Annotated in this window: 17 protein-coding genes; 11 read left to right on the top strand and 6 right to left on the bottom strand. The window is 41.2% G+C overall.

What is annotated here, in order from left to right; all coding sequences use genetic code 11:
* Positions 1–6: 6 nt before the first annotated feature.
* From JT26_RS03830 to JT26_RS03845, 4 genes are all read right to left on the bottom strand, one after another.
* On the bottom strand, positions 7–1,350 hold the full coding sequence (locus JT26_RS03830; protein ID WP_036846232.1) for a glucose-6-phosphate isomerase: 1,344 nt from the start codon (positions 1,348–1,350) through the stop codon (positions 7–9).
* A 39-nt stretch (positions 1,351–1,389) separates the two neighbouring features.
* Positions 1,390–2,451, bottom strand: coding sequence for an NAD(P)H-dependent glycerol-3-phosphate dehydrogenase (locus tag JT26_RS03835; protein WP_081966370.1), 1,062 nt, complete (start codon positions 2,449–2,451; stop codon positions 1,390–1,392).
* A gap of 53 nt (positions 2,452–2,504) precedes the next feature.
* Entirely contained in the window at positions 2,505–4,028 is a 1,524-nt protein-coding gene (gene lysS, locus JT26_RS03840) for a lysine--tRNA ligase (RefSeq protein ID WP_036846235.1), read from the bottom strand.
* A gap of 269 nt (positions 4,029–4,297) precedes the next feature.
* Positions 4,298–5,380, bottom strand: a complete 1,083-nt coding sequence (locus tag JT26_RS03845; RefSeq protein WP_036846239.1) for a hypothetical protein — start codon at positions 5,378–5,380, stop codon at positions 4,298–4,300.
* Positions 5,381–5,526: 146 nt separating this feature from the next.
* Here JT26_RS03845 and JT26_RS03850 point away from each other — a divergent pair, with 146 nt between their 5' ends.
* The 10 genes from JT26_RS03850 to JT26_RS03895 all read left to right on the top strand — a co-directional run bounded on the left by JT26_RS03850 (position 5,527) and on the right by JT26_RS03895 (position 17,762).
* Complete coding sequence (locus tag JT26_RS03850; RefSeq protein WP_036846242.1) at positions 5,527–6,120, top strand: nitroreductase family protein; 594 nt, start codon at positions 5,527–5,529, stop codon at positions 6,118–6,120.
* A 3-nt stretch (positions 6,121–6,123) separates the two neighbouring features.
* On the top strand, positions 6,124–7,026 hold the full coding sequence (locus tag JT26_RS03855) for a diaminopimelate dehydrogenase (RefSeq protein ID WP_036846245.1): 903 nt from the start codon (positions 6,124–6,126) through the stop codon (positions 7,024–7,026).
* 472 nt (positions 7,027–7,498) lie between these two features.
* Entirely contained in the window at positions 7,499–7,972 is a 474-nt protein-coding gene (gene rimP / locus JT26_RS03860; protein WP_036788937.1) for a ribosome assembly cofactor RimP, read from the top strand.
* A gap of 47 nt (positions 7,973–8,019) precedes the next feature.
* Positions 8,020–9,351 (top strand): transcription termination factor NusA, encoded by a 1,332-nt coding sequence (gene nusA, locus JT26_RS03865; protein WP_036846248.1) that lies wholly within the window; start codon positions 8,020–8,022, stop codon positions 9,349–9,351.
* Between the two features lie 101 nt (positions 9,352–9,452).
* Complete coding sequence (gene infB, locus JT26_RS03870; protein WP_036846251.1) at positions 9,453–12,458, top strand: translation initiation factor IF-2; 3,006 nt, start codon at positions 9,453–9,455, stop codon at positions 12,456–12,458.
* 41 nt (positions 12,459–12,499) lie between these two features.
* Positions 12,500–12,976, top strand: a complete 477-nt coding sequence (locus JT26_RS03875; protein ID WP_036846253.1) for a CvpA family protein — start codon at positions 12,500–12,502, stop codon at positions 12,974–12,976.
* 59 nt (positions 12,977–13,035) lie between these two features.
* Complete coding sequence (sufB, locus tag JT26_RS03880; protein ID WP_036788945.1) at positions 13,036–14,493, top strand: Fe-S cluster assembly protein SufB; 1,458 nt, start codon at positions 13,036–13,038, stop codon at positions 14,491–14,493.
* Between the two features lie 62 nt (positions 14,494–14,555).
* Entirely contained in the window at positions 14,556–15,311 is a 756-nt protein-coding gene (gene sufC / locus JT26_RS03885) for a Fe-S cluster assembly ATPase SufC (protein WP_036788947.1), read from the top strand.
* 31 nt (positions 15,312–15,342) lie between these two features.
* A complete protein-coding gene (gene sufD / locus JT26_RS03890; protein WP_160217630.1) occupies positions 15,343–16,752 on the top strand; it encodes a Fe-S cluster assembly protein SufD in 1,410 nt (469 codons plus the stop codon).
* A gap of 23 nt (positions 16,753–16,775) precedes the next feature.
* Entirely contained in the window at positions 16,776–17,762 is a 987-nt protein-coding gene (locus tag JT26_RS03895) for a calcium/sodium antiporter (RefSeq protein WP_036846511.1), read from the top strand.
* Positions 17,763–18,069: 307 nt separating this feature from the next.
* Here the strand turns inward: JT26_RS03895 and JT26_RS03900 are convergent, their stop codons facing one another.
* Both JT26_RS03900 and JT26_RS03905 read right to left on the bottom strand, forming a co-directional pair.
* A complete protein-coding gene (locus JT26_RS03900) occupies positions 18,070–19,626 on the bottom strand; it encodes a rhomboid family intramembrane serine protease (protein WP_036846257.1) in 1,557 nt (518 codons plus the stop codon).
* Between the two features lie 146 nt (positions 19,627–19,772).
* Positions 19,773–21,653 carry a hypothetical protein gene (locus tag JT26_RS03905; RefSeq protein WP_152566979.1) on the bottom strand — a complete coding sequence of 627 codons (1,881 nt, stop codon included), beginning with the start codon at positions 21,651–21,653 and terminating at the stop codon, positions 19,773–19,775.
* Positions 21,654–22,750: 1,097 nt separating this feature from the next.
* Between JT26_RS03905 and JT26_RS03910 the strand changes: the two genes are divergently transcribed.
* Positions 22,751–22,960, top strand: a complete 210-nt coding sequence (locus tag JT26_RS03910; protein WP_036846278.1) for a hypothetical protein — start codon at positions 22,751–22,753, stop codon at positions 22,958–22,960.
* The last annotated feature ends 127 nt before the right edge of the window (positions 22,961–23,087 follow it).

Consider the following 23,087-nt stretch of genomic DNA (forward strand, 5'->3'; position numbering starts at 1 on the left):
TTCTATTTATCTCTTGTTAAGTCTGTTTTGAATAGCAGCGGAAGCTTCTTCATAGCCCGGCTTATTCAACAGAGCAAACATATTATTTTTATACGCTTCCACTCCGGGCTGATCAAAAGGATTAACCCCAAGAAGATATCCGCTTATTCCAACCGCTCTTTCAAAGAAATAAAAGAGTTGTCCTAAAGAGAACTCATTCAAAGCCGGAAGCTCAATTCTTATGACAGGAACACCGCCATCCTTATGAGCCAAAATTGTACCCTCTTCCGCTTTCTTATTTACTTCATCTACACGTTTCCCGGCAATGTAGTTAAGTCCGTCGAGGTTCTCTTTATCTGTTGGGATTTTAACCTCATACTTCGGCGTTGCTGTACTTAGTACGGTCTCAAAGATTATTCTTTCACCTTCCTGTATCCACTGTCCCATGGAGTGAAGATCGGTGGTCAAGTCCACAGCTGCATTGAAGATCCCTTTGAGTTCTTTGCCCTCGCTTTCCCCAAAAAGCTGTTTCCACCACTCGCCAATAAAGTGCATTTTAGGGTGATAGTTTGCAAGGATTTCTATTTTCTTTCCGCTCTGATAGAGAGCATTTCTGACAGCAGCATACTGAATGGATATGTTTTCCTCCCCAATTACTTGAGCAGATGTCTGAAGCATCATCTCTTTAGCTCCGCGTACCAATTCCTTAATATCAAATCCTGCAACAGCTATTGGTAGCAATCCACAAGGAGTTAAGACAGAAAATCTACCACCAACATTGTCCGGAATAATAAAGCTTGTATATCCCTCTTCATCTGCAAGTTTACGAAGAGCGCCCTTGCTGCTATCTGTTATGGCAATAGTGTGCTTGGTGGCAAAATCCTTTCCTTCTTGTGCCTCAAGGAGTTCTTTCAGAAGACGAAAAGCAATGGCAGGTTCGGTTGTTGTACCACTCTTGGAAATATTGATTACTCCAAACTTATGTCCTTTAAGAAGCTCTATAAGTTCATATAAATAATCTTCCGAGATATGATTCCCGGCATAGAGAAGAGTCGCTCCTTTCTTAGTCTTAAAAAGGGCAAAACTATCTTGAAGGGCTTCTACAACTGCTTTTGCTCCGAGATATGAGCCTCCGATACCAATAGTTACAACGAACTCACAGTCTTTGCGAAGCAGATCTGCAACAGATTGTATATGGTTTAGGTCTTGTTCCGAAATTTCCTTGGGTAGAGAAAGCCATCCCAGAAAGTCATTCCCTTTTCCGGTTCCATTTTCGAGAGACTCGTTGGCTGCCTGCGCCAAAGGAATCAGCTCTTTATATCTGTTCTCTATATCTGCACTATACAATGCTCCTGCTATCTCAATCTTCATCTTTTGTTATATATACGGTATAATAGTTGTTTGTCAATCTTAAATAAATTGCTTGGTAAGGTCTGCAATAGCTTCCTTGGGAGAGACTTTTTCGTAAAGGATCTTATATACAGCCTCCATTATAGGTAGGTTTGCTTTGAAACGTTTAGATACTTCATGCACACACTTCGCTCCATAGTAACCCTCTGCTACCATCTCCATCTCCAATTGGGCTTGTTTGACGGAGTAACCTTTCCCGATCATGGATCCGAATGTTCTGTTTCGACTAAAACGAGAATAGGCTGTAACCAAGAGGTCTCCAAGATATACAGAGTCTGCTATCTCTCTCTCCTCTTTTTGTACCATATCAACGAAGTCCTTCATCTCTCTAACAGCATTGGAAATCAATACGGCTTGAAAGTTATCCCCATACTTCATCCCACTACATATCCCTGAAGCTATCGCATAGACATTCTTTAAGACGCTTGCATACTCGACGCCGACAACATCCGTGTTTATTGAGCAGCGAATATTCTTGCTCGCTACACTGTTCTTCAGTTGTTCGGCTTTCTGTTTATCGCTGCAAGCTATGGTTAGATACGAAAGCCTGTCCATTGCCACTTCTTCAGCATGGCAGGGACCTCCTATCGCTCCGATATAATCCACCGGGATTTTGAGATTGTCATGCAGATAGTCCGAAATAAGTACATTATCTTCCGGAACAATCCCTTTGATGGCGTTAAGAAAAAACTTTCCTTCTGTGTTGGCTTTTTTGATTTTACTCAAAAGATTCCGAACGTAGGGGGATGGTGTTATAAGGATAATTGTGTCGGAGTTTTCTATCAACTCCTCAACATCCGTATAGAAGTTTATTCTATCAGTTTCAAAATTGACACTGGAGAGATAACCGGGGTTATGTCCCTCTTGAATAAACTGCTTTACAGTATCCTTAAATCTGAAATACCAATTTATCTCATCTGCATTTTGGAGCAATATTTTAGCCAAAGCCGTTGCCCAGCTTCCACTACCCAACAAGCCTATACGACCGGGAGACCAGGAAGAATCTTCAAGATTAGTAGCCTTAGCTACTCTATCATCTGCATCAGATAGGGCTTGTGCCATACAATATCTCTATATTTTGATACCCTTTCGGATATAGTCAATACTATTGTCGTTTAGATGTCCTTTCTCGGACGCATTTGTGGGAAGAACAGTACCTCTTGTATACTCTCCTGTCCGGTGAGAAACATTACCAGACGATCCATTCCTATTCCCATTCCACTTGTTGGAGGCATTCCATATTCCAAGGCACGAACAAAGTCTTTGTCTATAAACATTGCTTCGTCATCACCTTTTTGAGAAAGTTTTAGCTGATCTTCAAATCTTTCCAACTGGTCTATCGGATCGTTCAACTCACTGTAAGCATTCGCTATTTCTTTCCCATTGACCATCAGTTCAAATCGTTCCGTAACGCCGGGAATACTTCTGTGCTTCTTAGTAAGAGGAGACATCTCTATCGGGTAGTCTGTGATGAAAGTTGGTTGGATGTAGTGCTTTTCACACTTTTCGCCAAAGATTTCATCAATCATTTTCCCTTTACCCATAGTGTTATCCACCTCTATGTGCATATCCTTACAAGCCTGACGGATTTCGTCTTCATTTTTGTTGTAAATGTCGAATCCCGTATGTTCTAATATGGCATCTCTCATGGAGATCCTTTTATAAGGAGCTTTGAAATCTATTTCAGTAGATCCGATAGTCGTTTTAGTTGTACCCAACACTTCTGTTGCCACATATTCAAGGAGTTGTTCGGTCATGTTCATCATCCAGTTGTAGTCCTTGTAAGCCACATAGATCTCCATAGCTGTAAATTCCGGGTTGTGTGTACGGTCCATACCCTCATTACGGAAATTACGGGAGAACTCATATACTCCGTCAAAGCCACCAACGATAAGTCTTTTCAGATACAGCTCGTTTGCTATACGAAGATAGAGTGGAATATCGAGAGTATTATGGTGGGTGATGAATGGTCTTGCCGCGGCTCCTCCCGGTATTGGTTGGAGTACAGGAGTATCTACTTCCAGCCAACCACGAGCATTGAAGAAGTCTCGCATAGCATTGAATATCTTTGTCCGCTTGATAAAGATCTCTTTCACGCCGGCATTAACCACAAGATCCACATAACGCTGACGGTAACGTTGTTCCGGATCACTGAAGCTATCGAATACCTGATCGTCTTTTGTCTTCACCACAGGAAGGGGACGAAGGCTCTTGGAAAGCAGCTTCAACTCTTGCACATGAATGGATATTTCTCCCATTTTTGTGCGAAAAACATAGCCATAGACCCCAATGAAGTCTCCGATATCCAATAGCTTTTTGAATAGCGTATTGTACAACTCTTTGTCTTCACCCGGACAGATGTCGTCTCTTGTGATATAAAGTTGGATTCGACCCGTAGAATCTTGAAGTTCACAGAAAGCTGCCTTCCCCATAATTCTACGTCCCATAACGCGTCCTGCCACGTATACCATACGTTTCGGTGCATCTTCCGGTTCGTCTTTGAAAGAACTTTTTATCTCTTCAGCATAGGCATTTACGGGGAATTCTTCTGCCGGATAGGGGTCTATACCCAAGTCTATGATTTGTTGAAGACTTTCTCTCCGGATTATTTCCTGTTCTTTTAGGTCTTTTATCTCCATATATCTGTTATGTTTTTATATTTCTACTCTTGTGTCTTTGGGATCATCATCCAAAAGGAAAGAGTCAACCAATAGATACGATACGAAAACAAACAAGAGAACGAAGCAGATAACCATTTTAAGGTATCTGTCCGTCTCCATGTTTTCCATACTCTGAGTACAAAGATAGACAATAATACTCAAACCTTACCGGTGTTATTTACCTTAAAAACGAAATGGGGGTGTTAAGATGGTAAGAATCATAAAAACTCTCATGGAGTTTGCATGAGTTATTCATGGTACACAATCTCATAGAGAAGCATATACTGAGCTTCAAGTCGTCCGGTAGTTTCATTGACATGATACGTTATGGTCTTCTGTGGGTTGCCATATTTATCATGTTCTGTAACAGATTTCGTTGTCATCTTATTGTCTTTGTAGTTTATGGTAATAGTATTGCCATTGTCTTCGTGGGTGATAACGGTTTTCTCACCTGCACTTGTTTCGGTTGTCTCTTCTATCAGTTTGCCTTTCTTGTAGGTATAAGTGTAAGTTGTTATATGCTTCTTGCCTTTCTCTTCTTTGACCTCTTCTACAAGATTTCCTTTGTTGTCAAATTTTCTGCTGACTCGGATCTTTTCCGGAGATCTGTCCAACTTACTTAGAAATAGCTCTTCAATCTCCTCTATTACTCTGCCTTTGCTGTCATATTTGTAGCTCTTTTTGCTGTCCGGTTCCGTTTTGCTCTCTTTTACGAAAGTGATTTCTTCCAACACTCTATTCTGCTTATCGTAGGTATAAGTGTGCTTTTGATAGCTTGGGTTACTGTCGGGAGTTTCAAGGCAATGTTTCTCTATAAGATTGTTTTTATCGTCGTAGAGATAGGTTTCTTTCTTAAAGACAGACTCGTCAAAGGTAGGCTCTTCACCACTTTCCACATCGAAATCGTCATTCATTTTCCGTTCAACGCACAGCTCCTCCATCAGCAATCCCGTCTTTGGATCATACTTGTAGGTCCCTGTATATTTGATCCCCCCTGCAAGAAGATGAGTATAGCCTGTTTTTTTGCCATTCTCATTATATTGGTAGCTGTATTCATCTCTTGGAAGATCATTACTGCTCCTGAACCCTTCAGCCATGAGCTGTCCTTTTTGATCAAACTCACTGAAATCATAATCCGACTGAGAGATCCATACAGAATCACTGTTGATGTAAAATAAAGTGCTTTTTACGAATTTTACATTCCCGTAATATCCTGTTTTTTCATAATTCGGATCTACTGTTTTCTCTTCGCCATTGTCTGAACAACCTCCCCAAATGGCAGGAGATAAAAGGAAAAGCAGGGTCAGAAAAAAATCTTTGTGATGCTTCATAAATGTTGATAGTTTAAGTGGTAGATTGTGGTTCTATGTTTGTGTCGGATTCGTGTGATTCCTCACATGTGACAAATTTACATTTTTATTGATTATAGAAAAGGATAAGGTATAAAAAAGAATATCCTTTTTGTACCTTTGTTCTCATGGAAGACTTAAAAGAACTATTCCGCCGAAACAGATCTTACAGACGTTTCGACGAATCGGAGAAGATTGATGAAGCAGAGATTTCAAAATGGATTGAGTCTGCTCGATTCTGTGCATCGGGGAGAAATCTTCAGCCGATCAAGTATATCATCGTAACCGATGCAGAGCTTTGTAATGCGCTTACCGCAACAGTGAAATGGGCAGGCTACTTACCGGAATGGGATGGACCTGAAGTGGGAGAGAGACCTACGGCTTATGTCGCGCAGCTATTGGATACCACTCTAACCTCTACGGTACGGTTGGATGATGGTTTGCAGCTGTCTGCCATAACGCTCTCTGCCGTCGAAGCCGGTTATGGATGCTGTATATTCCAGAGCTACAATGCTGCCACCATAACCGAGATGCTGGGCTTGCCCGAAGAGTTGAAGCTGATGTCCGTATTGGCGATAGGTAAACCCGTGGAAGAGGTTATAATAAAAGACATAGAGCTGGGCGAGTGCATCAAATATTACAGAGATGAAAAGAGAAGGCACATAGTGCCTAAAAGAAAGCTTTCGGAGCTGATATACAAGGCACCGGATAAGAAATATTGAAAGATGAAGAGCGAAAAGATTGGAGTAGCAATAGTAGGCTATGGCAATATCGGGCGTTATGCGTTGGAAGCTATAAAGGCTTCTCCGGATTGTGAACTGCGAGGAGTGGTCAGACGCAACCCGAATGATGTCCCGGAAGAGCTATGCTCTTATAGTGTCGTTGCTTCTTTGGAGCAGCTTTCAAACGTAGATGTCGCTCTGCTTGCTTCGCCTACACGCTTGGTAGAACAGGCTGCCAGAAAAGCATTGGAGCTGGGTATATCTACCGTAGACAGCTTTGACATCCATGGGGAGATCGTTTCTCTCAGACGCTCTTTAGACGAAGTGGCAAAAAAAACAGGGCGTGTAGCCATCACTGCAGCAGGCTGGGATCCGGGGAGCGATAGCGTTGTGCGTATTCTCATGCAGGCAATGGTGCCTCAAGGAATCACTTATACCAACTTTGGTCCCGGTATGAGTATGGGGCACTCTGTTGCTGCAAAATCTATACCCGGAGTAAAAGACGCTCTTTCCATGACTATTCCTCTCGGCACATCTGTACATCGGAGAATAGTCTATGTCGAGTTGGAAGAAGGGTATGATCCTGATCAGGTCTCTGCTTCGATAAAGTCAGACCCTTACTTTCTCCATGATGAAACTCACGTTATAGCTGTAAAGTGTGTGGCTGACCTTAAAGATGTCGGGCATGGAGTGGTGATGAGCCGTAAGGGTGTCAGTGGTTGCACGCACAATCAAATGCTGGATTTCTCCATGCGGATCAATAATCCTGCCCTCACTTCACAGATATTGGTTGCATGTGCAAGGGCGGCTACAAGGCTTTCTCCCGGCTGTTATACTCTTCCGGAGATTGCTCCGATTGATTTGCTGCCGGGGGATAGAGAGGAGTGGATATCCAAACTGGTTTAAGAGGATACTCTTTTCCGCTCTTTCAGAACAAAATCAAACGTTAAAACTATAAGCGAAATTCCTGATTTTGCTATCTGTTATAATTTAAGAATGAACGTGTTCAAAATTTTCATTGTTCACGTTCATTTTTTATGTTTAATACGATAAAAAATAGCATTCAAGGCTTGCTTTGTCTCTTTCATGCCTTGCTTTGCTCCATTCATGGTTTGATTTGTAAAAGTCAAGACTTGGTTTATCAAAAAGTTAGGCTTCAGGGGAGTTTTTTAATGCATTGAACTCTTTTTGTAAACAGGTTCAGAGAGAATTTATATTCGCTTTTTGAATATTTATTATAAGTATAAGCCGATAATATGGATAATTATGCTTATATTTGCAAGCGGAATGGAAGGAGGGGGCGTATGCCTTCTCCTTCGTTTTTGTTGAAAATAATATTTCGGAGAAAATAGCTCTGATCTAAATGTAATGCTGAAACATGATAGATAAGCAAGACGTTGTCGCACTGGCAGAACGCTTTATAGAGGAGAGCGGGAAAGAGTACTTCCTTGTGGAGGTGTCTGTTCATCCCGGTAATGCAATCTCCATAGAATTTGACCACATGGATGGTGTCTCCATAGATGAATGCGTTGCACTAAGCAAGTACGTAGAGAAAGGGCTGGATCGTGAAGTGGAAGACTTCGAGCTCGAAGTGGGTTCTCCGGTGCTTACAGACCCGCTTCGTCATCCATTGCAGTACCGTAAGTTTTTCGGAGAGACGGTGGAAGTGTTGTTGAAGAACGGACAGAAGAAAAAGGGTACTCTTGTCTCTTTTGACGGACAGACCGTTACGGTAGAGGTAACAGAGATGCTGAAAAAGGAGGGAGACAAGCGAAAGAAAGCTTATAAAGAGGAGATGAAGTTCTCTCTCGATGAGATAAAATGGACGAAATATATTGTTCCGTTCAAGTAACAAGAAGAGAAATAAAAAACGTATACACACAATAGCAGGCAAGAAGTATGGCTAAGAAAAAAGAGACGATGAGCATGATAGACTCTTTCTCGGAGTTTAAGAGTCTGAAAAATATCGACCGTGAAACCTTGGTGAAGGTTTTGGAAGAGTCGTTTCGTAACGTTATAGCTAAGATGTTTGGCTCTGATAGTAACTTTGACGTTATTATCAACCCGGAGAAGGGAGACTTGGAAATTTGGAGAAACAGGGAGGTTGTCGAAGACGGCCAAGCTACCAATGCCATGACCCAAGTAGAATTATCCGAAGCGTTGGAGCTGGATCCGGATACAGAGTTGGGCGAAGAGCTTACAGATCAGGTTTACTTTGAAGACTTTGGACGCCGTGCCATATTGAATCTTCGCCAGACATTAACTTCGAAGATATTAGAGCTTCAGAAAGATGCTCTCTATGGAGATTATATCAAGAGAGTAGGTCAGATCATCACTGCTGAGGTGTATCAAGTGTGGAAGAAAGAGGTGCTGCTGTTGGACTACGATGGCAACGAACTTATTCTTCCCAAACAATACCTTATCCCCAGAGATCGTATCAAAAAGGGAGATAGTGTAAGAGCTATTATAGAGAGGGTTGAAAACAACAATAATAACCCCAAGATTATACTTTCCAGAACATCCAACGATTTCCTAAAAGCCCTTTTTGAACTGGAAGTGCCTGAAATCGCCGATGAGCTTATCACTATTCGTCGTGTAGCCAGAATACCGGGAGAGAGAGCGAAGATCGCCGTGGAGTCTTTTGATGACAGAATAGACCCCGTGGGTGCTTGCGTTGGTGTCAAAGGAAGCCGTATTCATGGTATTGTGAGAGAGCTTCAGAATGAAAGTATAGACGTGATACAATATACTTCCAACCTTGGATTGTTCATACAACGTGCTTTGAGTCCGGCAAAGATAGCTTCCTATCATGTCAATGAGGAGAATGGTCATATAGAGGTTTATTTGAAGCAAGATCAAATCTCTTTGGCGATAGGTAGAGGTGGAGCAAACATAAAGCTTGCTTCTCAACTTTTAGGACACGAAATAGATATCTTCAGGGATGATGCCGACAGCATTGATGAAGAAGATATTTACCTTGAAGAGTTTGATGACGAAATAGAACCATGGGTGATAGATCTTCTTAAAAGTGTCGGATGCGATACTGCAAAGTCTGTCCTTAACAAGAGCAGGGAAGAGCTTATCCGTGTAACAGATCTTGAGGAAGATACAATAGACTTCGTGTTGGAAGTGCTTCGATCGGAATTTGAGCAAGATACGGTACAGCCATCAACAGAAGAAGATAAGCGCGAAGCCGAGGTCCAAACTTCTGATGAGAGTAAAGACCTGTAAGCTTATTTAGCTCACAAGATGTTTTGGATTTCTTTCCTGTAAAGCATCTGTAAGGATAAGATGGGGATGTATTTAATGAAATAAAAGAGAGTATCAGAGATATGCCAAGTATAAAGATTATAAATATTAGTCGAGACATAAAGGTCGGAGTTAACACGGTAGTTGAATTCCTGCAAAAGAAAGGTGTTGTGGAAGATTTCGGTCCCAATACACGTGTCTCTCCGGAAGACGGGGTGGCTTGTGTAAAAGAGCTGGGAAAATCTCTTTCACAAGAAGAAAAAGACGATCTGATAAGAAAGTATACATCCCCAAAATCAAATAGAAGTGAAGGCGCAACTACTTCTGCAGAAGAGAAGAAGGAGCACGAAACTGTCGCTTCTAAGGAGTCTTTGCCAAAGAAAGAGGAGGTAATAAAGGCTTCTGTCCCGGAAGATCTTAAACCTAAGATTGTTTCTAAGGGTTCGATAGACTTGTCTGACGGACATCCTTCAAAAGGAAGTTCACAAAAGGAAGCGGAAAGCAAACTTGTTGTGGATAAGGTTGAACCCCAAAAGAATAAGGAAGAGCAAGCCCCCGTGGTAGAGAAAAAACAGGAAGTACAGGCTACGCCGGTTACGATTAAGGAGAATCCGTTGCCTGAGAAGACAGCTCCGGAGAAGAAGACAGAAGATAAGAAGGTAGTTTCTGAAAAGCCGCAAAAGGTGGAAGAGAAAAGACCGGTGGATACCCCAAATAAGAAAGAGGTCTCTGAAAAACCTTCTGTCGAGAAGAAAGAAAAGCCTAACCAAGAGGTGGCACCAACGTCTTCATCGGCTGTAAGTACAGAAAAGAAAGAGGAGACATCTGTCTCTTCCACTACGGAGTCTCAAATGCCGGGAGTGAAGATCTTAGGAAAGATAGACCTTTCTACAATAGAAGGATACTCAAGTGCCGGACAGAAAAAAAAGAAAAAAGGTAAGGATGGTGGGGAAGCCGATACCAATGTTGAGAAGAAAAAACGTAAAAGAATCGGTAAACAGAAGGTGGATATAACTTCTCCTGAGAATCAGTCTAAAGAAACAAAGGGCAATCAGAAGAAGAATGCTTCTGCCAATAATGGTAGTCAAAGTCAGAAAGGACGACCAGACCAATCATCTTCCAATAATAATGGTAAACTTGGCCGGAAGGCTAAGCGTGCAGCCGTAGTAGCTAAGGCTGAAGTTTCTCAAGAAGAGATACAAAAGCAGATCAAAGAGACGCTGCAACAAATGCAGAATCAGAAAAGAAAAGGTGCTACTGCTGCTAAGTATAGAAAAGATAAAAGAGAAGCTCATCGCCGTGAAGCGGATGAGATGGAAAGAGAAAATGCAGAAAGCAAAGTCTTACGCTTGACGGAGTATGTTACTCCCAACGATCTTTCTTCGATGATAGAGGTTCCGGTGAATGAGATTATCATGCTCTGCTTTAATATCGGAATTATTGTTTCCATCAATCAACGATTAGAGAAAGAAACAATAGACCTCGTGCTCGAAGAGTATGGATATACTCCGGAGTATGTCGAAGCAGAGGTAATAGATGCTATCTCCTCGGATGAAGAGGAGAGAGAAGAGGACTTGGTTCCGAGAGCTCCTATTGTAACCGTTATGGGGCACGTGGATCATGGTAAAACATCCTTGCTCGATAATATCAGGAAGACTAACGTTATAGCCGGAGAAGCCGGTGGTATCACTCAGCACGTAGGTGCATACAGTGTAAAGCTAAGCGATGGAAGAAGAATTACCTTCTTAGATACTCCGGGACATGAGGCTTTTACTGCAATGCGTGCACGGGGAGCCAAGGTTACGGATATTGTGATAATTGTGGTTGCTGCCGATGATGGTGTCATGCCTCAGACTATAGAAGCTATAAATCACGCGTCCATGGCAGGTGTTCCTATTATTTTTGCAATAAATAAAATAGATAAGCCTTCTGCAAATCCGGATAAAATAAAAGAAGAACTTGCAAATCTAAACTACCTTGTAGAGGATTGGGGAGGAAAGTATCAATCTCAAAATATTTCGGCGAAAGGAAATATCGGGATAGATGAACTCCTGGAAAAAGTCCTTTTGGAGGCAGAACTTTTAGATCTCAAGGCAAATCCGAACAAGAGAGCTGCCGGCTCTGTTATCGAATCTACATTGGAACATGGTCGCGGTTATACTACAAAGGTTCTTGTGCAAGAGGGAACTTTGAGAGTGGGAGACTATATCCTTTCCGGTATGCACTACGGTAGGGTAAAAGCTTTGTTCAATGAACGTGGACAAAATGTCGATAACGTAGGTCCTTCTACTCCTGTAAAAGTTTTAGGACTTAATGGAGCTGCTCAGGCGGGAGACGCTCTAAATGTTATGCCATCGGAGCATGAGGCACGAGAGATTGCGGCTAAACGTACGCAGCTTCAGAGAGAACAGAGAGAAAGAATGCATAAAGTTCCGACTCTGCAAGATTTGGGAACAAGAATCAAAGAAGGAAACGTTCAAGAGCTTAACGTTATTGTTAAGGGAGATGTTGACGGTTCTGTTGAGGCTCTTTCCGGATCTATTGAAAAGCTTTCTACGGATACCATCCGCATCAGAGTAATCCATAAGGCTGTCGGACAAATTTCGGATTCTGATGTGATGTTAGCCGCAACTTCGGAAGGTCTTATCATTGGTTTCCAAGTGCGTCCTTCGGCTTCAGCCAAACGCTTAGCGGAAAGTGAGGGAGTTGAGATACGTACCTACTCCGTTATCTATAATGCACTGGATGACGTGAAAGCCGCTATGGAGGGTATGCTTGAACCTGAATACGAAGAGAATGTAACAGCCAATTTGGAAGTAAGAGAAACATTCCGCATAAGCAAGGTGGGTACTATTGCAGGCTGTATAGTCAAGGATGGTAAGATAAACAGACATAATAAGGTGCGTCTGATACGAGATGGAATCGTACTATATTCCGGAGAGCTTGCATCTCTTAAGAGATTTAAGGATGATGTGAAAGAGGTCGGATATGGATATGAATGCGGTCTGAATCTTGAAGGCTATAATGATCTTCTTGTAGGCGATATCATAGAAGCCTATGAGGTTGTAGAGGTAAAGAAAAAACTCTAATAGCTCTCCTTGAACAAGATTAAGTATAGCGCTTTGTGGATATGCAAGGTATAGACATAGCTTTACTAATAATTCTAATTATTGCTTTTATAAAAGGCTTGCGGGATGGTTTCATCCTGCAAGCTTTCTCAGTTTTAGGGTTATTGGCTGCTATGATTTTAGGTATAAGTTTAGCACCGGTATTGATAAACTTTATTCCTATAAAGCCGGAGGGAGGAGCTTTTATAGCTATGTGGATTGTTGCTTGGATAGTAACATCTTCTATTGTTCTGTTTCTTTTCTCAATGCTTAGTAAGATTTTAACTTCTACCGTAAACTCAACTCCTCTGGGATTTATAAACAAATTCTTGGGTGGCCTGTTTTCTATTGTCGCTACAGGTTTGATACTCTCATTTCTTATTGGATTGTATGAAATGGGGAGGTCAAAATTCGGTTTCCCCGATCTATATAATCCCGAACAAGAGACATTATTATACGATGTTATACGTGAGTTTTCAGTCTTTAGACTTACCTCATAACATCATCAACACATACCATAAATAAAAACACCAAAAACTTTATTACACTTTTAGACTTCATGGAAGAAATACAAGACTCAGATAAAATTATTTCCGATGTAACCTCTTCGGAATATAAGTATGGTTTTGTTACAGATATAGAGACAGAGACTATTCCTAAAGGACTCAATGAGGATATTATCCGTCTGATATCAAAGAAAAAGAACGAACCGGATTGGTTACTCGAATATCGCCTAAAAGCCTACGAGGCATGGACGAAGATGGAGATGCCTACATGGGCTCATTTGAATGTTCCAACGATAGACTACCAAGATATTATTTATTACGCAGCACCTAAGACAAAGAATCCTAACCTTACGGAAGATGGTGAAATTTTACCGGAATTAGTGGAAGCTTTCGATAAGTTAGGTATTCCATTGCATGAAAGAGAAGCTCTTACAGGAATGGCAGTAGACGCCGTTATGGATAGCGTTTCCGTAAAAACCACCTTTAAGGAGACTTTGGCGGAGAAAGGGATTATATTCTGCTCGTTTTCAGAAGCTGTTCAGGAGTATCCGGATCTTGTAAAAAAATATATGGGCAAGGTTGTAGGATTTAGAGATAACTTCTTTGCGGCTCTTAACTCCGCTGTTTTCAGTGATGGCTCATTTGTTTATATCCCGAAAGGAGTCAGATGTCCGATGGAGCTAAGTACTTATTTCCGTATAAATTCTGTCAATACAGGACAGTTTGAAAGAACACTTATCGTTGCGGATGAAGACTCTTATGTCTCTTATTTGGAGGGATGTACAGCTCCTATAAGAGATACCAACCAGCTTCATGCCGCAATTGTAGAAATCATAGCCGAAGATAGAGCAGAGGTTAAATACTCTACTGTTCAAAACTGGTATCCGGGAGATAAAAACGGAAAAGGTGGAATATACAACTTTGTAACGAAAAGAGGAATTTGCAGAGGGTTCAGATCCAAAATTTCATGGACACAGGTCGAGACCGGCTCTGCTATAACATGGAAGTACCCAAGCTGTATCCTTAAAGGAGACGAATCTGTGGGAGAGTTTTACTCTGTTGCGGTTACCAATAATTACCAGATGGCAGATACCGGAACTAAAATGATTCACTTGGGCAAGAATACCAAAAGCCGTATTGTTTCCAAAGGAATTTCTGCCGGATATAGCCAAAACAGTTACAGAGGACTTGTAAAAGTGGCTCCGGATGCGGATAACTCAAGAAATTATTCCCAATGCGACAGTTTGCTGCTTGGTGATAAATGTGGCGCTCATACGTATCCATACGCAGATATTCAGAGTGATACAGCCATCATAGAGCATGAAGCAACTACCTCTAAGATTAGTGAAGATCAGATTTTCTACTGCAATCAAAGAGGGATCAACACTGAAGAGGCTGTAGCTTTGATCGTTAATGGCTATGCCAAGGAGGTGATGAACAAACTACCGATGGAGTTTGCTGTTGAAGCTCAAAAGCTGTTGTCCATCTCTTTGGAAGGTTCTGTCGGATGATGCTATCGGTATCATAACAATTATTTCTGTAATATATACAATCAAAATATACATCAAAAACAATGTTAAGTATTAGAAATCTTCATGCCTCAGTGGAGGGAAAACATATACTCAAAGGTATTAACCTAAACATAAATCCCGGAGAAGTCCATGCAATAATGGGACCTAATGGATCCGGAAAAAGTACTCTCTCTTCAGTCCTTGTAGGGAATCCTCTTTTTGAAGTTACCGAAGGGGAAGTTTTCTTTGAAGGACAAAACTTATTGGAGTTAGAGCCGGAAGAACGCGCTCATTTGGGAATATTTTTGAGTTTCCAGTATCCGGTAGAAATTCCCGGTGTGAGCATGGTTAATTTTATGAGGGCATCTCTCAATGAACTTCGTAAAAGTCAGAAAAAACAACCCCTGTCGGCGACAGAATTTCTCAAGTTAATGAGAGAAAAGAGAGCATTGGTAGAGTTGGATTCCAATCTTGCCAATCGTCCTGTAAACGTAGGTTTCTCCGGAGGAGAAAAGAAGCGCAACGAGATCTTTCAGATGGCAATGTTAGAACCGAAGCTGGCTATCTTGGACGAAACAGACTCCGGATTGGATATTGATGCTCTTCGGATTGTTTCAAATGGTGTGAATGCTCTAAAGACAAAAGAGAATGCCACACTTGTGATAACCCACTATCAGAGACTTTTGGATTATATCAAACCTGATTTTGTGCATGTATTATTGAAAGGACGTATTGTAATGTCCGGTGGCCCGGAGCTTGCTCTCAAATTGGAGGAGCAGGGTTACGATTGGCTAAGAACCGGTGAAGAGACCGAATGATACTGTCCCAGTTTAATTTATGCAAGATACCATGACAAGAATCAGTAATACAACTACTCCGATGGAAGATAGATATGTCGCGCAATACATAGACTTCTATCGGAAATATAAGGATTTATGCAACTCCAACTCTCCGGGAGTGATGAATTTGAGGAGAGAAGAGGCATTGAATATTCTCGAACAGTATGGTCTCCCCAAGAGTTTGAGTGAAGACTACAAAAGATTCGATGTTCAAGCTATTTTAGAAAAAGATTGGGGCATAAAGCTTTCCACACTGAAAAATAAAGCAAACCCATACTGCTCTTGCCGTTGCAGCATGGGAGAGATAGCCCCTCTACGCTTCTACATGCACGATGATGAAGTGTACTCCATTCCTCAAGAAGATAGAGCAACACCCGATGGAAGCTATACCGAAGCCCTGAAGAAAGGTGTTTTTATAGGAAGCATAGTCGAATTTGCTGAGAAACATCCGGATATATTGCAGAAATACTACGGAAAGATAGCGGATATGGAGCGCAATACATTGGCAGCTCTTAATACTCTGTTTGCAAAAGACGTATTTGTTGTTCACATTCCTAAGAATGTAGAGCTGGAGCAGACCATTCAGCTTATCATGCTTAGCGGTGGATATAAAAATGCACTGATTTCTTCCAGAGTGTTGGTGATCGTAGAAGATAAAGCAAAAGCCTCTCTTCTTATTTGTGATCATTCCGTTGCGGACTCTTCTTCTGTCAATAATACCTTGTTGGAGGTTTATGTTGGAAACTCTGCCTCTTTCACTCTATACGATATGGAGGAGACACATGAGGATCATATTCGTATATCCAATGCGCACTACCATCTTGCTGCAAATGCCACGGCAAAGGTTTGTCCTTTGACATTAACCAATGGCAAGACACGTAATAATATCTATGGTTACATAGAGGGAGAACACTCCAGCTTTACCGCTGCAGGTCTTGTCGTATTGGATGGCAGCAAGAGAGCGGACAACTATGTTTGGGTCAATCACTCAGTCCCTCACTGCCATAGTGATCAGCTGTTCAAGTACACTATGGATGATACCGCCGTAGGTAGTTTTACGGGAAGAATTTACGTGGCAAAGGATGCACAAAAAACGCAAGCTTACCAAAACAATAGGGGATTGAATCTTTCAGGTAAAGCCACCATGTACTCCAAACCACAGTTAGAGATCTATGCGGATGATGTTAAGTGTTCTCATGGTATGACTGTCGGACAGATAGACGATGGTGCTGTTTTCTACATGCGTCAGCGTGGTATCCCTTATTGGGAGGCAAAGATGCTTTTGACCATAGCCTTTATGGCAGATGTGTTGGAGTATATAGATTTAGAGCCTTTACGCGAAAAGCTCCAAGATGTACTCGAACAGCGTTATAGAGGAGGAAATTCTTTTTGCCACAATCGTAAGAGTCTTCTACAATAAATAGGTGAGATAGATTAATGATACTGCAAATACTTTTATTGATAGCCGGAATTGTTCTCGTAGTTGTCGGGGCAAATGGGCTCACAGAAGGGGCTTCTGCTGTTTCTAAACGGTTTAATATCTCCGATCTGGTGATAGGGCTTACCGTTGTTGCATTCGGTACATCGGCTCCGGAGCTGAGTGTAAGTATTATCTCTGCTCTGAAAGGAAGTAACGATATTGCTCTTGGAAATGTAATGGGAAGTAATATCTTCAATATTCTGGTTATACTGGGGCTAACAGCTATTATTACTCCCGTAGCTATTGGTAAGACAACACGTAATAAGGAGATGCCTTTTGCTCTCTTTGCTGCTGTGTTGTTAGCCTTAATAGTTTGGGCACCTTGGGCTCCCGGTGCTGTCGAGGATGTTACTCGAATAGAAGGGTTGTTGCTGCTTATCATGGGTTTGGCGTTTGTTATATATACTGTATGGCTCTCCCAGCAGTACAGAAAGAGCAAGCTGAAAGAAGGAATAAAAGAAGATATCCCCTCTGCGGAGTCTATTGCAATCATGCCTATTTGGAAAAGTATAGTATATATCGTAGGAGGACTGGCTGCTCTGATATATGGTGGGCATTTGTTTGTAGAGGCTTCTACATTCATAGCCAAGAGCTTGGGTGTGAGTGAAGCAGTCATCGGACTTACTTTGGTTGCAGCCGGAACATCCTTGCCCGAATTGGCTACTTCTATTGTAGCTTCAATGAAAGGTAAACCTGAGATTGCGGTAGGGAATGTGGTTGGAAGCAATATCTTTAACATCTTTATCGTTTTAGGTACTTCGGCTGTTATCAAACCGATGTCGGGGTTATCTTTCACCAACATAGATGTTTGGATGCAAATCCTTTCTATGGCAGCTGTCTGGATTTTTGCGAAGTTCTTGTTTCCGGGAGAGATCAAGCGTTGGCAAGGAGCAGTCCTGTTCCTTATATATGTGGCTTATACGCTCTATCTTATTTACGCAGGAGCGTAAGCATACTCATCGGCTAAAGAGATTGAGAAGAGAAGCTGAAAGATACATGATAAGAAATACTCCTCAATAGCTTTAGAAGTTCTTTCTAACATGTTAATAAGTTGGCATAACGCCGAAATATATTAGGAAACAAGGCTTGATTGGTATCAATCAAGCCTTGTTTTTTTGTCATCAAGGCTTGGTTCTTAAGATTTCAAGCCTGCTTTTAATTTTTTATCATGGTTGCCTCGTTTTTTGATCATGTTAAATCTTTTTTCTCAATACCTTAAATCGACTTTTCTTCTCCCGAAACATTGTTCTAAAAAGTTTATAGATCAAGTTTTCTGCCTTGTTTCCGGTTTTTAATGAATGGTGATAAAACAAGACTCAGTACCACTCCACTCAATAGTCCTCCTATATGCGCTGCATTATCTATACCGGGAGTCATTCCTACCAACAGGTTTGCACCAACGAAGATTGCCGATTCTATCAACAGAGATTTTGCGGAAGTCGATGAAAAAGTTTTGGTCAGTATTAGGGTGATAAAAGCTCCGTACAGACCGAATATGGCACCGGAGGCTCCAATACCCACGACCGGAGGAGTGTGCCACAGTACACTTGTTATGCTCCCAATAAGCCCCGAAAGCAGATAGATAAACAGATATTGAGAACGCGTTATTCTATTTTCAATGTCTATACCAATGATGGCAAGACAGACTGTATTGGCTATCAGGTGTGTTATACCACTGTGCAGGAAAATGCTTGTAAGCAGTCGCCACCACTGTCCATCACGCACCATAGGACCATAGCAAGCACCCCAATTTATCAGATCATCTGCCTGAAAGGAGAAAAATCCTGCTCCGAAAAACATCATCAACAGGAATACCGCAATGTTGATGTAGATAAGAATAGGCGTAATAAAGAAGCCTTTGTGAGGTATTGCGGAGAGGAGGTTTTCTTTCCATATTATCTGTTCCATCTTATCCGGTTTCCCGGCTTTGATTCTCTTTAACTCCTTGTCATTTACTTTGGGTATGATGGACATCAGGAGCCATAACAGCGTTACGATGAGAACAGCCGTCAGCAGACGTTTCAGGTTATCCCCGTTTCTATGTTCGTATGGTTCACTCATGCCCACTAATATCACAGCGTCAGATATGCCAAGACCATTCCGGTTGAGAAGACTTTGGAAGTTCTTGAAATCTTCGGATGTTTTACCAATTCGTTCAAAGCAGGGGAATGAGAAAAAATCCTTTTGTTCTACTTCAATCCGGTTCTGTCTGATGAATTGATTGAATGCCTCTTCCTTTCTTTCATGGCTCATTCTGTTGGAAACACGATCTCTATAAGAGATACCCAGCCATGCGGAAGGAGTATGAGAAGAAATATCTGTCGAGGTTTTGTATATGGGCATGAGAACATACAGATACATATTGAAATGTTCCGAGTTTCTCCCGCTTATGTCATAGGTGGCGTGATAGTATTTGGCTTTTGTATTGATATGATATGAGTCGATGTTGTAGTATTTGGTAGATTCATGCGCATGAATTTCTTCGACGGAGGGTAGTGTGGTCAGCTTACCGGTAGCTGTAACCATATATTTCTGTGCGATTATGGTAGGAATTGTCAGACTGATCCATGCAATGAGAGAATAGATGAAAGGCACTCGTAAGCGCAATGCTTTGACTTTGTTATGGATGAAGAGTCTTGTTGCTATCCCTGCAAGTATAATAGGCAGAAGTGTTTCTGTAATATTCTCATTCAGCTGAAAGACTCCGAGCCTGATAAACAGTACCCAATGTATGAGTGAGTAGCCGATCATCAGCCCGAAGAGGGTTGTTAAGAAGGGTTTGAAAACGATGTTCAGTTTTTCTCTTATCGCCATGGTTTTATGTATAGCATCTTATCGAGATAGCGGAAGTTGGTGAAGTATCTGTTTTTGCTCTCAAGTATCTTGCCGGCTCTTTATGTGTTGTGAGTACATTAAGGTCTTAAAGCCTCTTATCTGTTTCCCCTTTACGGCATTATGAACTATATAGAGCAGTCGTAATACAAATAATATTTTTCTCTATTTATACTTAACCTTAGCCCAAAAGTAACCGTTTTGCTCTCCATGAAAAGGTCTCTAAAATCTTTGTTGTTGAAGATCTTTTGGTGTAGTTGTAACAGCAGGTTTGAGTTTGTAAAATGGACTCCATTCTCTGCTTTTATTATAATGTCAACTTCTTTACCGTCCGGATCTTCGACACATATAGCTATTTCAGGTTTTACTAATGAAATCCTTGATAGATACTGATCCGCCTGTTGGGGAGTCATGACGTCGGAATTTTCTTTGTAAAACGTCTCTCTTACCTCTCTCTCCGTGAATAGATTTTTGTCGCCCAATGTCCACTTTATGTCGTTAAGAAGATTGATGAACAGCCTTTTCTCTTCTGTATCGAATATGACATAGTTTTCAAACTCATCACATCCCATAACTTTGTTCAGGGAGTTGATAAGCCTTCTTTTTGCTTCCGGTGTATTTTCAATGATGCCAAAATGATACATATCACAGCCGGTCTCTAAAGAAAACAGCAAGTAGCCCTTTTTTCTGATAGGACCGGCATAGAGAATAACCCTGTCGTACGGATTGACATCTTCATGATCCTGGAAGAATATTTCATCCAAAGTAAACCCATCATTGGATTTTTCTTCTACTATATAGGATAATCCGTGTTTTGACAGCAGTGCATCTAACAGATATTCGATACCAATATCATTATCATTGTCGAAAAACATCAAATGATCGTTCTTGAAGAGCTGCCAATCTAAGACTTTTGTTCCTATGATGTTCATCATCATATTGTCAATATCGTAGACGCCGATAGCATTGTAAAACTCTTTTGCAACTTCTCGAACCTTCCTTTCATGACGAATATCTTCTTCATAACGACCTATCAAATCCGCACTAAACGGCACTAATTCAAAACCTAAGCTCGTCTCAATTTTGGAGAGATGTTTTTCTTGGGTAAGTAAAATCATGGTTTCTTCCAAAAGGTTATCTTTGATCAGGAGCCACAGGTAATACCCTTTCTGCTTAAGAATGTCTGAAGCATGGTTTAGCAAGTCAAAATGGTCTGAGCACACTTTTTGAGTGTTAAAAACCATATTTGTTCTTTTCTCCAACCATTCGATAATACCGGCAAACGAATGCTTTCTTAGTGTTATTCCGAGAGATTGTCTCACCAAAAGCGTGTAGAAAAAATCTTGAAAAGAGAGTGCATCATGCGCCAAAGGATATTCTTCTCTTTTTTCTGTGTTCAAAGCAAAATATTGCTTCGCATAGGATATGAACCCCTCTTGATCTTCTGTCGGACAAAAATGAGCCGTGATATTCTCCATAAATGACAGGTAACCGAGCTTATTCATCTTCAGAAGCATCTGATATTTAAGATGAGTGAATAAAAGATGATATGCTGCTCTCAGCTCCGCCATACCTTTTATTCCCAGCTTTATACCTTTGGTCTTACGGAGGTTATTGGCTACGTCATGTCTGTTGGTGACGGAAACTTTATTCTGTCTTAAGTCAAGCCCTTCTTTCGTCAAAGAAAGAAAATAATTGTCAGGCTTCTTACTGTGATAAAAAGCTAACTGCAGCGGCGTAAGATAAAGGGAAGAGGGGCTCTCTTCTTCATTTTTATACCGCCATCCTACATAGTTTTCTCCAAAGGTAACCTGTGCTGTGTCTAGCGTAGATAGTGAAACTCCGGAAAGTATTCCTTTTAGTTCTAACATCTCAAGCATCTTGGGAATAGAAAAACAGACTATTTCTTCTTCCGTATATATGCCCATTTTATGAAGACGCTTGGTCATTAAGATAATGTTATCGAAAAACTCTTTTGGGAAATCTTTAGGGTTAGCCGATTTTCCCATTATCTTATATTCTGAATAAAAGGCAATTGGAAGGAATTCTCTTTTAGTGGTCCTACTAAATATGTCGAATATTTTCATTGGCATTCAAGGTGATATGTTCTTCTTGAAGAGTATAATCTCCACAAGAATACAAAATTAAAAGTGTCGATCCAAGAAAAAATGATTTGTTTTTCTTCCCGAAAGCACTAAAGGTTTTGAGGAAAAGCACTAAAGGTTTTGAGGAAAAGCACTAAAGGTTTCGGGAAGAAGCACTAAAGGTTTTGAGGAAAAGCACTAAAGGTTTCGGGGAAAAGCACTAAAGGTTTCCCAAAAAATCTATCATTTAGGTATAAGTAATTGGCTATCAACAGTCGAATGAGTCATGAAATGCAGTAGGTAATGATTTAGCGACCTATCTTCTGCAATAATNTATAAGTAATTGGCTATCAACAGTCGAATGAGTCATGAAATGCAGTAGGTAATGATTTAGCGACCTATCTTCTGCAATAATATACAATGCTTTGTGTACCTTGAATAACCTACTTCAAAGGTAATACTATCTACGGAGAAAGACGAAACTTTCTCTGTTTTTCTTTTCTGACGGCTCTCTATCCAGTCAGCTGATTCTATTTTTTCGTCTTATTGCTGATTGTTGTGGCAGTCTTACTTGTGAAGACTGCCTTTCATTTTTTTCACTCTGTCCTATGCGTTGTTCCACTCCACTTTCTACTTTATGTATTCGCTTCGGGATCGGTCTTCGTTCTCTTCGGCAAAGGTAGCTTCGGCGTCTGACGGCCAAAAAGGTCAAGTGGCAAGCCGTTTAGACGACAATCTCCACACTTCCATTTCATTGCAGGTAGTATTCTCGCCGTAAAACCTTGTTTGTCCTAAGCCCTACCTTTTTAAGCCCCTGAAACGAAAACNTGCAGGTAGTATTCTCGCCGTAAAACCTTGTTTGTCCTAAGCCCTACCTTTTTAAGCCCCTGAAACGAAAACGACCGACCCGACGGAAAAACGCATAACAAAAATGTCGGAAACACGAGGACAGAGAAAATGAAAAATGGAAACTCAACTCCCTCACCTCTGGAATCCGCATAAAAAAAAAAAAATCAGACAAGATGAAACTGAGATACAAAATATCAATTTGGCTGGCTCTTGCACTCGCAGGCTCTCTCCTTTGGGGCGGAAGTGCCTGGCTTTGGCTGGCAGGGATATGTGCAGGGAAGTTCCTCATTCGGCTACTCCTTACCATCGCTTTGGCAATCGCAGTGTACATCTTGGCTTATGCTCTCATCATCGGGGCAATACTTTGGGTACTCATTTCTTAAACAGACAGATATATGAAAAGAAGAAGCAGGACAATCGCACAGCAATGCAGATACTACGAAGTGGACAACATTTTCGAGTATATGGTATCGGTTTACCTCAATGGGAATATATCCGCCTTTAGGGAAC

Origin of the sequence: Porphyromonas sp. COT-108 OH1349, from assembly GCF_000768755.1 — a bacterium.
In the GTDB taxonomy this organism is placed as follows: domain Bacteria; phylum Bacteroidota; class Bacteroidia; order Bacteroidales; family Porphyromonadaceae; genus Porphyromonas_A; species Porphyromonas_A canoris.

Bases quoted from the DNA above. Each gene is read 5' to 3' on its own strand.
- rimP (WP_036788937.1), top strand. From the start codon at position 7,499: ATGATAGATAAGCAAGACGTTGTCGCACTGGCAGAACGCTTTATAGAG.
- sufB (WP_036788945.1), top strand. From the start codon at position 13,036: ATGGAAGAAATACAAGACTCAGATAAAATTATTTCCGATGTAACCTCT.
- JT26_RS03875 (WP_036846253.1), top strand. From the start codon at position 12,500: ATGCAAGGTATAGACATAGCTTTACTAATAATTCTAATTATTGCTTTT.
- JT26_RS03835 (WP_081966370.1), bottom strand. From the start codon at position 2,451: ATGGCACAAGCCCTATCTGATGCAGATGATAGAGTAGCTAAGGCTACT.
- JT26_RS03900 (WP_036846257.1), bottom strand. From the start codon at position 19,626: ATGGCGATAAGAGAAAAACTGAACATCGTTTTCAAACCCTTCTTAACA.
- infB (WP_036846251.1), top strand. From the start codon at position 9,453: ATGCCAAGTATAAAGATTATAAATATTAGTCGAGACATAAAGGTCGGA.
- JT26_RS03830 (WP_036846232.1), bottom strand. From the start codon at position 1,350: ATGAAGATTGAGATAGCAGGAGCATTGTATAGTGCAGATATAGAGAAC.
- lysS (WP_036846235.1), bottom strand. From the start codon at position 4,028: ATGGAGATAAAAGACCTAAAAGAACAGGAAATAATCCGGAGAGAAAGT.
- JT26_RS03845 (WP_036846239.1), bottom strand. From the start codon at position 5,380: ATGAAGCATCACAAAGATTTTTTTCTGACCCTGCTTTTCCTTTTATCT.
- JT26_RS03850 (WP_036846242.1), top strand. From the start codon at position 5,527: ATGGAAGACTTAAAAGAACTATTCCGCCGAAACAGATCTTACAGACGT.
- sufD (WP_160217630.1), top strand. From the start codon at position 15,343: ATGACAAGAATCAGTAATACAACTACTCCGATGGAAGATAGATATGTC.
- JT26_RS03905 (WP_152566979.1), bottom strand. From the start codon at position 21,653: ATGGGAAAATCGGCTAACCCTAAAGATTTCCCAAAAGAGTTTTTCGAT.
- sufC (WP_036788947.1), top strand. From the start codon at position 14,556: ATGTTAAGTATTAGAAATCTTCATGCCTCAGTGGAGGGAAAACATATA.
- JT26_RS03855 (WP_036846245.1), top strand. From the start codon at position 6,124: ATGAAGAGCGAAAAGATTGGAGTAGCAATAGTAGGCTATGGCAATATC.
- nusA (WP_036846248.1), top strand. From the start codon at position 8,020: ATGGCTAAGAAAAAAGAGACGATGAGCATGATAGACTCTTTCTCGGAG.
- JT26_RS03910 (WP_036846278.1), top strand. From the start codon at position 22,751: ATGAAACTGAGATACAAAATATCAATTTGGCTGGCTCTTGCACTCGCA.